This is a genomic window from Thalassotalea euphylliae (genome assembly GCF_003390375.1).
Classification (GTDB): Bacteria; Pseudomonadota; Gammaproteobacteria; order Enterobacterales; family Alteromonadaceae; genus Thalassotalea_F; species Thalassotalea_F euphylliae_A.
Window position 1 is genome coordinate 149,263 of record NZ_QUOT01000001.1, and the last position, 11,869, is coordinate 161,131.

Below are 11,869 nucleotides of genomic sequence, written 5' to 3' on the forward strand. Positions count from 1 at the left end.
CTGAATAGTTAAATGAATAGCTAAATAAGTAGCGATAGAACTAGGTTAATGGAGAGTCAGACGCGCTTGTTAAACTTCTTGAGGTAGTGAGCAAAATAGCTGAGTGCGAAGAATAAGGTACCGGCTATTGCACCTGAAAGATGCGCATCAATGGCGACAGAGGCATCTATTAATGTAGCGATATGATCGCTAGCCCCTTGCGTTTGTTCCATCATCACTTTTACCCAAAGCCCTAAAAACAAAAATATCCCTGTTTTTTCATTGTTTTCAACGTCTTTTAACGCCCCCCAAGCAAATAAACTATGCAGTACCCCAGATAAACCAACATAATGGCTTAAATCGCCAAAAACCAATAAATAAAGGCTAATAAATAGCATGGAGAAAATAATCAGGGCGGCATACAAAGACACACAATAAAAATGTCGATGTAACGCGGTGATAAGCGCCAAGCCCGCGATATTAAGTAGCAAGTGAATACCATTTGTGTGAAATAAATGGCCCGTGAAAAGGCGCCAATACTCGCCGCCGTGAATTGCGCTGCGATAAAAGTCGAAGTTGGCAACGTGCTGTTCAAAAAGATAGGCAATCAAAATAGCTGCAATAATTAGCAATGAGCCCGCTAATTGCTGCCAAGTTGAGCGATCAATATAGGTAGAGGAAAACAAGCTTTGTAATTTGTCCAAGCTAATTTACTATTTGCCGCTAGTGTAATGAGTTGAGAGAAACATGGCTAGAGCCACATGTGATAATTGCCAAAGACCACCTGCTCGATGTATCTGCCAATATGCCGCCAAGGTTGATAACCAAGCTGAGATTGTAATACTTCAGCATCCCAAAGAAGTTGATCACCCAAAAGGCAGTGCAGACTTGCTGTTAACGTCATTATCAAATAGCCGCCGTTTTGTGGGCGAGAACTTTGACGAACACGCTGACTTTCAAGCCTTTCTTAGAGGCATGCTTAACGAAGAAAGTAACTTACTTAGGAAAAAACTCTATGTCATGTTTCCGGGTGAGCATTCGAGCGAGATTTCCGCCAAGGTAATCGCACAGCCAGAAGAATCAACATTGATTGTGATTGATGGAACTTGGAAAAAAGCTTACAAAATGTTCCAACTCTCGACATGCTTGCACCAACTGCCGCAATTGCATTTACCGAGTGGTTTAGCGAGTTGTTACGATATTCGTAAAACACAGAAGGAAAATGCGTTATCAACCTTAGAAGCAAGTTGTTACGCATTGGGCATCCTAGAGCAAAACACGGGAAACTACGCAAGTTTGTTAGAAAACTTTGCGCAATATAATCAACATCAGTTATCGTTGAGAAAATCAGCGCGTTAATACGGGTATTGATACACGGGTTAACGCACGCAATGATGTACGCAGTGATGCACGTTCAGCGGTTTATCAAACAATTCATCAAATAATTATCAGGTAGTCAGGTTAATGAAAAAACACTTTTTACCCTTGAGTCTGTTAAGCATTGCCTTAACTTGTTCATTTAGCAGTGCAGCCTTTAGCGAAGTTAAAGTTCGTGAAACTAGAGAGCCTGAAGCGGCAACAGGGCTAACCCAAAAGCAAGTAGTGGTTGGTAGCGACTACATGGTGGCTGCTGCAAACCCTTATGCGAGCGAAGCTGGCTACAACATTCTGGCAAAAGGTGGCAGTGCGGTGGATGCCGCAATTGCCGTGCAGTTAGTGTTAACACTGGTTGAGCCGCAATCATCAGGCATTGGTGGCGGCGCATTTATTTTGCACTGGGATCAAGCCAATAAACAGTTAACAACAGTTGATGGCCGTGAAACTGCGCCAGCAAAAGCCTCTTCTGATATGTTTCTTGATAAATCAGGTAAACCAATCAAATGGATTGACGCTGTGGTTGGTGGGCGCTCAGTGGGCGTACCTGGCGTGCTAAGTGGGTTAAAAGCAGCGCATGATAAATACGGTAAGTTACCTTGGGCAGCATTATTTGACGAGGCAATAACCTTAGCCGACCAAGGTTTTATTGTCTCGCCGCGATTAGAAAAATTAGTAGCGATGAAGTTTAACCCTGGCATTGTAAAATTACCGGAAATTGCTAATTACTTTTTTCCTAACGGCGAGCCTATTAAAGCAGGGCAGCGTTTGGTGAACAAACCGTTAGCAGAAGTTTACCGCACTATCGCTCGCGAGGGCGTTGAGGCGTTTTATCAAGGTAAAATTGCCCATGACATCGTTAATGCGGTTCACAACGCAGAAATCGCGCCTGGCAGTTTATCGCTCAAAGATATGAAAGATTATCAGCCAAAATGGCGAGAAGCAGTATGTGGCGACTATCACAGTTATCAAGTGTGTGGCATGGCACCACCAAGTTCAGGTGGTATTGCGGTTATCCAAATTTTGAAGCAGCTTGAACCTTTCAAGTTGTCAAAACAGGCGTATGACACCGCTCAGCCGTGGCATTTATTTACACAAAGCTCGCGTTTAGCCTTTGCTGACAGAGATAAATATGTCGCTGACCAAGACTTTGTGACCGTACCTACACAGGCGTTGTTGGCAGACACATACTTAGATCAGCGAGCCCAGTTAATTCAAACTGAAAAAGACATGGGGACAGCGCAAGCAGGGCAGCCAGTTGCCCTTAGCTACGCGATAAATGATAGCTTTGAGCTGCCTTCTACTAGCCATATTTCAATTGTTGATGGCGATGGTAATGCAATTTCCATGACTACAAGTGTTGAAATGGCATTTGGCTCAGCGGTGATGGTGCATGGCTTTATCCTCAATAATCAATTGACAGATTTTGCGTTGTCACCAGAGCGTAATGGGCAACCAGTTGCCAACCGCGTTGAGCCGTTTAAGCGCCCAAGAAGTTCGATGGCACCTATGATGGTGTTTAACCCTGATGGTAGCCTAAAACTTGTCGTTGGCTCACCAGGTGGTAGCCGTATTATTAACTATGTTGCGCAAACGATTGTCGGCGTTTTAGATTGGCAGTTAAATCCTCAGCAAGCGATAAATTTACCGAAAATTACCAACCGCAATAAGGTGACAACACTGGAAAAGGGGACTGCCATTGCTGCGCTTAAAAGTGAGTTTGAAGCGAGAGGACACAAAGTGATGGTGCGTGACCTTAACAGTGGTGTACATGCCATTGAAGTGAAAAATGGCAAGCTCTATGGCGGCGCTGATCCTCGTCGTGAAGGTAAGGTCTTAGCCAAGTAGTTAATTCTCTGAGGATTATCAACAAGATAAAAGGGCTTCCAACTGGAAGCCCTTTTAGTATTAAAAACAATGTCTAAAGCCTAGAAGAAATTAGAAAGGATCTTTTAAAATTTTATCTATCACCCAGCGGCCATCAACTTGTTTTAAACTGATGCGCTTTACGTCTTTCACTCGCTCATTTTGAAAATAACCGTCAAAGTACAATACGATATCGGCGTTATCTTTAAATTGCTCTCGCACTTTGACACCCGTATCGTCAGGTTTAATTTCTACTTTATCAAACTGCATATTAAAAATATGGCGACTTACTGCTGTTGGCGATTTGTAGTGTAGTAAGATGCGAGCAAGCTTAGGTGTACATACCATAGCGGCTTTTTTAACGTCTTTCTGATTATAGAGGGCGTCAAAAAACGCAACGGCGACAAGCTCAGGATTGGCAAGCTCAGTGATTTCTTCTTCGCCAGTGCAACCGGTCAATAAAAATGAAAAGGCGGCGATAATGCTAACAAGTCGTTTCATAATTCCTAAAAAATAATACCTAAATAGTGTCCATGGTTTTCGCTATTGTATGCATAACTCTAAGCTTGATGCACTAAAAAAGGCGCCAAGTGCGCCTTTTTTAATCAAATCAGTGGTTTATCTAATATTCAGATAATTACTGAACTAACTCTTTGTCACTGAAGCTGTCTGAGAACAATGGGCTAGTTAAGTAGCGCTCTGCAGAGCTTGGTAGAATAACGACAACATTTTTGTCTGCGTTCTCTGGTAATTCTGCTAAACGCTTAGCTGCTACAACCGCTGCGCCAGAAGAAATCCCTGCTAAGATACCTTCTTCTTTCATTAGGCGGTGTGCCATTTCCATCGCTTCTTCATTCGAGACTTGCTCTACTTGGTCAACTAAGTCTAAATCTAGGTTGCCAGGGATAAAGCCAGCGCCAATACCTTGAATTTTGTGTGGACCAGGGGTTAAATCTTGGCCAGCTTTAGCTTGGGTAATGACTGGCGAATCTGTTGGTTCAACAGCAACTGAAATTACGTCTTTACCTTGTGTTTTCTTGAAGTAACGGCTAGTACCTGAAATTGTACCACCAGTACCAACACCAGCAACGAATACATCAACTTGACCGTCAAGGTCGTTCCAAATTTCTGGACCTGTTGTTTCTTCGTGAATTTTTGGGTTTGCTGGGTTATCGAATTGACCAAGTAAAACGTAACGCTCTGGGTCTGAATCGCGAATTTCTTGTGCTTTTTCAATCGCACCTTTCATGCCTTTAGCACCTTCGGTAAGCTCTAGTTTGGCACCAAGTGCTGCAAGTAGCTTACGACGCTCAAGGCTCATTGTATTTGGCATGGTTAACGTAATTGCATAGCCGCGTGCAGCTGCAACAAACGCTAGCGCAATACCTGTGTTACCACTGGTTGGCTCGATAATTTCTTTACCTTCGCCTAGCAAACCTTTTTGCTCTGCATCCCAGACCATACTCGCGCCAATTCGGCACTTAACACTAAAGCTTGGGTTTCTTGCTTCAACTTTTGCGTATACGTTACCGCCAGTCACACGGTTAAGCTTAACGAGTGGCGTGCGACCAATACTGGTTGAGTTGTCTTGAAAGATAGAAGTCATGTTCGGATCCTGTAGAATATTCTTGTTAACAATATAGAATTGTTGGAATTACTCCATTAGAGTAGCTAGATATTACAAAAAAAAAAGTGATATTTCGTTATATCTTATATGCAAAAATGGAATAACGAAATTACGAATTTAGATCAATTTTTGGTATTTTTATGACTCAATTTACAGGTACATCCGAATATATCGCTTCAAAAGAATTGCAGCTTGCTGTTAATGCCGCTATTGCACTTGAGCGTCCATTGCTAATCAAAGGTGAGCCAGGCACAGGTAAAACTATGCTGGCTGAGCAACTTGCTGCAAGCCTTGATACTCAACTTATTCAATGGCACATCAAATCAACGACAAAAGCACAGCAAGGCTTATATGAATACGATGCGGTATCTCGTTTGCGTGATAGCCAATTGGGTGATGAAAAAGTAAAAGACATTGGCAACTATATTGTTAAAGGTAAGTTGTGGCAGGCTTTTACGCACGAGCAACGCCCAATCTTGTTAATTGACGAAATTGATAAGGCGGATATTGAATTTCCAAACGACTTGCTATTAGAGCTCGATAAAATGGAATTCTTCGTTTATGAGACGCAAGAGCGCGTTGTCGCCAAACAGCGCCCAATTGTAATTATTACCTCGAACAACGAAAAAGAATTACCTGATGCTTTCTTGCGCCGTTGTTTTTTCCACTACATTAACTTCCCTGATAAAGCTGAGATGCAGGCGATTGTGGATGTTCATTTTCCTGGTATCAAAAAGCAGTTGCTTGACCAAGCGCTCGCCTCGTTCTTTGAATTGCGAGACATTCCGGGTTTAAAGAAAAAGCCATCAACGTCTGAATTAATTGATTGGTTAAAACTGCTACTCGCTGAAGATATTTCACCAGAAGTATTGCGTGATAGTCAGCAGTCAAAAGCCATTCCACCACTTCACGGCGCTTTGTTAAAAAATGAGCAAGATGTCCATTTATTTGAAAAGCTTGCCTTTATGAACCGCTCAGGTCGATAAATTATGCTGATAGACTTTTTTCTAAAAGTTCGTGAATACCGTGTACCAAGCACGATACGTGAACTATTGGATTTAATTCGCGCGCTTGAGCAAAACGTGGTGTTTGCTGATATCGATAATTTTTACACCATTAGCCGCGCAATTTTAGTCAAAGACGAAAGTTACTTTGACCGCTTTGATCGCGCCTTTGCTGATTATTTCAAAGGGGTAGAATCGCTGGATTTAGATTTGTCGTCTATTCCTGAAGACTGGTTGCGTAAGCAATTAGAGAAAACCTTGAGCGAGGAAGAAAAGCAAGCAATTGAGGCAATGGGCGGTTTTGACAAGCTAATGGAAACCTTGGCAGAGCGGCTGAAAGAGCAAGAAAAGCGCCATCAAGGGGGTAATAAGTGGATAGGCACAGGTGGTACATCGCCGTTTGGTGCCTACGGCTATAACCCTGAAGGGGTGCGCATTGGTCAGAATGAGTCGCGTCATCGCAAAGCGGTAAAAGTGTGGGACAAACGTCAATACCGTAATTTGGATAACCAAGTCGAAATTGGTACGCGCAATATCAAGGTGGCATTGCGTAAGCTCAGACAATTCGCACGCAGTGGCGCGAGTGAAGAGCTGGCGATGGATGATACAATTTCCGCGACTGCGAAAAATGCGGGTTATCTAGATATCAAAATGAAGCCTGAGCGCCATAACGCGGTTAAAGTGTTGATGTTTTTCGATGTTGGTGGCTCAATGGACGATCACATTCGCGTTTGTGAGCAGTTGTTCTCGGCGGTACATACCGAATTTAAACATTTAGAGTTTTTCTATTTCCACAATTGCCTGTACGAACAAGTGTGGCATGACAATGCGCGCCGCTATAACGAAGGTATGGATGTTTTAGATGTTATCCACAAATTTAGTCGTGACTATAAAGTGATATTTGTTGGTGACGCAACCATGGGACCATACGAAATCACTTACCCTGGTGGCAGTGTTGAACACTGGAATCAGGAGCCGGGCAGTGTTTGGATGGAGCGAGTAACCGACCATTTTGATAAAGTGATCTGGCTAAACCCTCAACCTCAAGAAGCATGGCATTACTATCCGTCTATCAACATTATGCATCAATTGGTTGATAAGAAAATGTACCCGATGACGATATCAGGCTTAACGGAAGGGATTAAAGCGCTGCTCTAGAGAAGCGCTTTACTTATGTTTAAACTGCTTAAACTGCATAGTTAAACAAACCAGATCAAATAATGTGATTTCAATAAGTTAATTTTGAAGTTGCTAAAACAACAGCACACCTAAAAGGAGCAATTGGTGGCTACCGATTTGCAATCATCTGACTTAGATGCGAACAAGGCACAAGTCAACGAAAACAATAGTTTACATGGTAATCTGCATGCTAATCCACAAGCTAATCCACAAGCTAATCAGCAACATAAAGCAGACAGGAACTTAAACGACCATTCACGTGATAGTTCAAGCGATACACCTCGTGGCATTTCAAGCGACATCTCCAGTCATAAGCTAATTGAAAAAACTAGCGATAATTTAAATAAGCTTACTTCTCACCAAACTACTCAAGCTACAGACGCAGTATCAGATCATCATTTAACAGGTGATGAAACTCGGCAAATATTAACTCCCTTCGCGTTTAAAATAGATAAATCATTATTCGGATTACCACTGGCATCGCCATTTAAGCGGGGCAGTGCTATCGCTATTGATGGTTTATTGATTGCAATGCTAAGCAGTGCACCAGGAGAGCTACTGGCAATTGTGATCGCGATCACCTTATATCGCTTAGGTAGCCAGCAACGCGCCGAAGAAATGGGTTACACGAAAGGTCGTAAACGTCGAAAATTTATGCGTTTTATTGCGGCATTTAGTGTTTTTGTCGTTTTACTTTCTGTTTTACCAGATGCTTTCGATGACTTAGGTTGGTCTGATAGCAATAAATACTACGATGGTGGATACAGTAGTAAAGGCTATACCGATTTGAATTCGGTAATAGACCAAGAAGAAGCAGTGTCGGTCAGTGATCAATTAATGATTAGCGTGGCCTTTGGCAAGGTGGTTTCAGAGCTTAGCGATAGTGATTGTGAAACTGTCGATTGCTGGTATCAAGCCCTATCGCCAAGTGTCACTATTTTGAATGAAACCAGCATTTACAATGAAAAGAAGCAAACCTTGATTAACGAAACTGTCACTGGGCTGGAAGTTCCTGCTGATCAACAACAAGCGCTTATTTCCAAGCTTAGTGCCTTACTTACCGAGACCGAATCAGATGAAAATGCGAGTAGTAAACAGCTCATTAGCGGCGATCTTGCCACAGTAGCAGAGCCAAGCGCTAAAAGCGCAGACCAAGCTAGCCAAGATAATCTGCGTAACCTAGATAACCCAGAACGCGAGTCATCGAGTACTGAAACCCCATCGACTACAGACAAGCCAGTGTATTCACTTGTCGAGCTCGTTAAAGGCATTATTCACGATTTAGGGCTAGGCTTTGGCTGGGCAGCCTTTTATTTTACCGCGCTAACTGCGGTGTGGGGTGGGCAAACACCGGGTAAAAAGCTATTCGGCATTCGCGTTATTCAACTTGATGGTACACCATTATCGATATGGGATAGTTTTGGTCGATACGGCGGCTATGGCGCCGGTATAGCCACGGGTCTCTTAGGGTTCATACAAATTTTTTGGGATGCTAACCGTCAAGCGATTCACGATAAAATATCAGCTACTGTCGTTATTGATACTAGGGCGTGCTCTAAGGCTAAGATTCAATAAAAATTAATCGCGTGACACATCCCGCTGACATTTCCCGTTAATATGAGGAGAACAACAATGAATTGGCGTAATTATATTCTTGCATACGTGCTAGGCATGGCATTCTTTAGTACTTCATTAAAGGTGTCAGCTGACTCACTGCCATTTATCGATGAACTAAATATATTCGAGCCTTATCTGGGTAATTGGGAAGCGGTGTTCGAGGAAAAAGATGGCAAACCGACGGTTGTAGACGTATCGCGTTGGGAGAAAGCCTTGAATGGTACAACACTGCGCACTCTCCATTCTATTAATAACGGCATGTATGGCGGCGAGTCACTGATTTTCTTTGATAAAAGTAAGCAGCAGTTAGTGTTTTATTATTTCACAACCGCAGGTTTTTACACTCAAGGAACAATTGAGGTATTAAGTGATAACAGCTTTGTTGCCTATGAAGAGGTAACCGGTAATAAGGATGGTATAACCAAAGTGAAATCGACCAGTACGATGTCGCCAGATAGACTCACCGTATCGACCAGCTACTTAAAAAATGGGCAATGGACTGAGCCAGAAAGGCGCACTTATCGTCGCAGTGAGAAACAAGTGAAGTTTAAATAGTTCTCAATTAATTACTTAGTCTCTTAAAAAAATAAAAATAAAAATAAAAATAAAAATAAAAATAATAAGAAAAGGAATTCCAATGATAAAAATAAAGTCTGTTGTCTTATTGATGTTGTGTTTGGCGCTAGCTGGCTGTTTGGAAAGTGAACTTGAAAAAAGTCAAAAAGAGCACTTAGCTCAATATCGGCAAAATATTGAAAATATAATGGATAGCTACGCTAATAGCGCTGCAGCGGCTGATAAAATCCAAGAGGTTCATCAAGCACATATCACGGTGCTCGGCAACCTAACAAAGGTAAAAGAGCACTTCTCGCAATTTGAACAAGAACAAAAGCTACAAACTATGATTAGCTTGTATGATTCGGCACTGACGCATCTGATTGTTCGCCAAATTCAGATACTGGAGCTTGGACAGCCCATGTGGAACGCCGATATTGATAAGTTTCAGCAGATCAAAGAGATAAATTACTTCCACCAGCATCAAGCTGTATTGTCCGAATTACTGGCCATGCTAGAAGAGTACAAAGACTTAATTTTAGACCACCACGAAAAGGTGAGAGTGGACTTGGTTGAATCTTCGCTAGATGAAGACGATAGGAAGCAAATTTGGCCGGCGTTGAATGGCCAAATTACCATTTATCTTTACTCCATCAAACCGAAGCTAAAACTTATTCAAAAAAGGGCAGAAGCCGAAATGGAAATCGCTGAGTTCTTACATGAACATCAGGCTGACTATATTTTTTCTCAAGAGCATGGCTTACAGTTTAAAACACCTTGGATTTTGCACACCTATCAAACCAAATTAAAAATGTTAGGGGTTTTATAGCTATCGATTGCAAGTAGGCAATAAGTGTTTCTAATATGCCTACTATTTGCTAGCTATTGCCTAATAAAGCTAAAGCTTCTTTGCATGCTGATAGGGTCTTACATGTTGCCCGTAACTAGCAGCCATTATCTTCAATTGTATAAATCGGCGGTACGGTTTCTGATTGAGCTTGCGTATATCGAAAATAGCATGAGTCGTCTTGTACTTGGTTGTCGCCATCAAAATCGTAACCGATATAAGTAAAGTCAATTCCTTGTTCTTCAAAAATAAACTCATCAGACACATCGATACGCTTGAAAATATCTGTGTTGTCCAAATGACCCCATTTCAGGCGTAAATCAATACCGTTGCTTAAATCAATTGTACCGTCATTATCTAAATCAACATCAAGTAAGTCGACACGACCAGCAACAGGCTGAGTTGCATAGCTTGGCATTTTTGATTTGAGAAAAACAAGGTCGTTTGCCACTTGCACGCTAGTGCTAATTTGGGTGAGCACATTAGCCCTGGCATCTTTAGAAAGATCTAAAAACCTTGGCAATGCAACAGCAGACAACACACCTAAAATCACAATAACCACTACCAATTCGATCAAGGTAAAACCTTGATTATTTGGCTTTATCATTAGTACCTCTTTATCTAATAACTGTTTAATGTTGGTAATATTCCGCATAGGGCGATACAAAATCAGCGCGCTAGTCTAACAAAAACGGACTTAAATGTTAAAAAGTGTATTGGTAATGCGGAAATGTGTAATAACAACTGCGTTGGTATTTGGGAGCGTCTTGTTTTTTAAAAGACTAGCGAAGGTATAAATTAAGATTGGGTGTTAATAGAAAAGCCTGATTTCATTTGCCAAAAAGTTAAAAAGTTAAAAATAAAGCCAGCTAATTGAGTTTTTAAAGATTTACTCTTGTGAAAAATCGAGGTATTTAGCAATCACAGCCTCATGCTTGTTATTGGCGATATAGCTAGCAAGTGCGCGATTAAATTCATCCCTTAATTGAGGGTCTCGAAAGCCAGCATAGGCATTAACCTCAGGAATAGCGTAGTGTTCTTGAATTTTATTTAGGCTAGCCGCACGTTGGATATTGTCTTCTGAATTAGCTGCTTGGCTCAAATAGTAATAAAAAATATAGTAGTCGAGTACGATGATATCAGCCCGATGAGTGACTAACATTGCCGGAAACTTAGACATGTCGTGCAATTCACGATAGTCAGTACTCTCAACGGCTTGAGCGAATGCTTCGCCAAAATATCCTGTTGCTCCTTGAAATGACACTACCGACAAATTGTTAGTAGCACTGTGAAGGCTCTGCGCTTGTTGCTGACTCGCTTCACTTCTTGATGGTTCTTCGTTTGGCGCTAAACTGTCTATTTGCGTTTTTGTTGGTAACAAAGACAAGCTCGCAATATCACTAAGCTTATGAATACTGAGCTTGTCAGCAAGCCGAGTGAAAATAGTTGGTTTGTATTTGATGATAGGGGCGGAAAAATACAGTTTATCGTTATCTTCTTGATAAAAGGTGGGAACAACAACATCTGCATCACCACTGATGACCATTTTTTTTGTGCGATGCAGCGGCGCATAAGTATAGGAAACACTGTGACCTAGGTTTTTCAGCACTTGTGTGACTATGTCTAAGTCTATACCACTATTGGTCTTTGCAATCATATGTGGCGGTGCATCATCACTGGCGATGACCAATGTAGCGCACAGGGCAGCCGTGCTATAAAAGCTCGTCACCAAAGCCAACCATATTACAAATCTCAACATGCTATTCCTTTTTTGTATCTAACCCGCAATATTTTAAGTGATGTCGATCCATTATGTGCTTG

12 protein-coding genes are annotated in these 11,869 nt (G+C 41.8%); 7 read left to right on the forward strand and 5 right to left on the reverse strand.

Annotated elements, in window-relative coordinates; all coding sequences use genetic code 11:
- Window positions 1–56: 56 nt before the first annotated feature.
- Window positions 57–683, reverse strand: a complete 627-nt coding sequence (gene rrtA, locus DXX94_RS00700) for a rhombosortase (protein ID WP_258872057.1) — start codon at window positions 681–683, stop codon at window positions 57–59.
- Window positions 684–726: 43 nt separating this feature from the next.
- Between rrtA and DXX94_RS00705 the strand changes: the two genes are divergently transcribed.
- Window positions 727–1,338 carry a tRNA-uridine aminocarboxypropyltransferase gene (locus DXX94_RS00705; RefSeq protein ID WP_116013220.1) on the forward strand — a complete coding sequence of 204 codons (612 nt, stop codon included), beginning with the start codon at window positions 727–729 and terminating at the stop codon, window positions 1,336–1,338.
- A 105-nt stretch (window positions 1,339–1,443) separates the two neighbouring features.
- Entirely contained in the window at window positions 1,444–3,201 is a 1,758-nt protein-coding gene (ggt, locus tag DXX94_RS00710) for a gamma-glutamyltransferase (protein ID WP_116013221.1), read from the forward strand.
- 90 nt (window positions 3,202–3,291) lie between these two features.
- Here the strand turns inward: ggt and DXX94_RS00715 are convergent, their stop codons facing one another.
- On the reverse strand, window positions 3,292–3,720 hold the full coding sequence (locus DXX94_RS00715) for a hypothetical protein (RefSeq protein WP_116000067.1): 429 nt from the start codon (window positions 3,718–3,720) through the stop codon (window positions 3,292–3,294).
- Between the two features lie 136 nt (window positions 3,721–3,856).
- Complete coding sequence (gene cysK / locus DXX94_RS00720) at window positions 3,857–4,825, reverse strand: cysteine synthase A (RefSeq protein ID WP_116000068.1); 969 nt, start codon at window positions 4,823–4,825, stop codon at window positions 3,857–3,859.
- Window positions 4,826–4,986: 161 nt separating this feature from the next.
- On the opposite strand from cysK, the gene DXX94_RS00725 reads away from it, so the two are divergent.
- From DXX94_RS00725 to DXX94_RS00745, 5 genes are all read left to right on the forward strand, one after another.
- Window positions 4,987–5,832: an AAA family ATPase gene (locus DXX94_RS00725; protein WP_116013223.1), complete on the forward strand. Its 846-nt coding sequence runs from the start codon at window positions 4,987–4,989 to the stop codon at window positions 5,830–5,832.
- A gap of 3 nt (window positions 5,833–5,835) precedes the next feature.
- A complete protein-coding gene (locus tag DXX94_RS00730; protein ID WP_116000070.1) occupies window positions 5,836–7,008 on the forward strand; it encodes a vWA domain-containing protein in 1,173 nt (390 codons plus the stop codon).
- A gap of 126 nt (window positions 7,009–7,134) precedes the next feature.
- Complete coding sequence (locus tag DXX94_RS00735) at window positions 7,135–8,604, forward strand: RDD family protein (protein WP_116013224.1); 1,470 nt, start codon at window positions 7,135–7,137, stop codon at window positions 8,602–8,604.
- Window positions 8,605–8,700: 96 nt separating this feature from the next.
- The gene (locus DXX94_RS00740; protein WP_116018203.1) at window positions 8,701–9,201 is read left to right on the forward strand and encodes a hypothetical protein; all 501 of its coding nucleotides are present in this window, start codon (window positions 8,701–8,703) and stop codon (window positions 9,199–9,201) included.
- Window positions 9,202–9,283: 82 nt separating this feature from the next.
- Window positions 9,284–10,030 (forward strand): hypothetical protein, encoded by a 747-nt coding sequence (locus DXX94_RS00745; RefSeq protein WP_116013226.1) that lies wholly within the window; start codon window positions 9,284–9,286, stop codon window positions 10,028–10,030.
- 115 nt (window positions 10,031–10,145) lie between these two features.
- On the opposite strand, the gene DXX94_RS00750 is transcribed toward DXX94_RS00745, so the two are convergent.
- Window positions 10,146–10,655 carry a prepilin-type N-terminal cleavage/methylation domain-containing protein gene (locus DXX94_RS00750; RefSeq protein WP_116018205.1) on the reverse strand — a complete coding sequence of 170 codons (510 nt, stop codon included), beginning with the start codon at window positions 10,653–10,655 and terminating at the stop codon, window positions 10,146–10,148.
- 282 nt (window positions 10,656–10,937) lie between these two features.
- Entirely contained in the window at window positions 10,938–11,807 is an 870-nt protein-coding gene (locus DXX94_RS00755) for a substrate-binding periplasmic protein (protein WP_116013227.1), read from the reverse strand.
- Window positions 11,808–11,869: the final 62 nt, after the last annotated feature.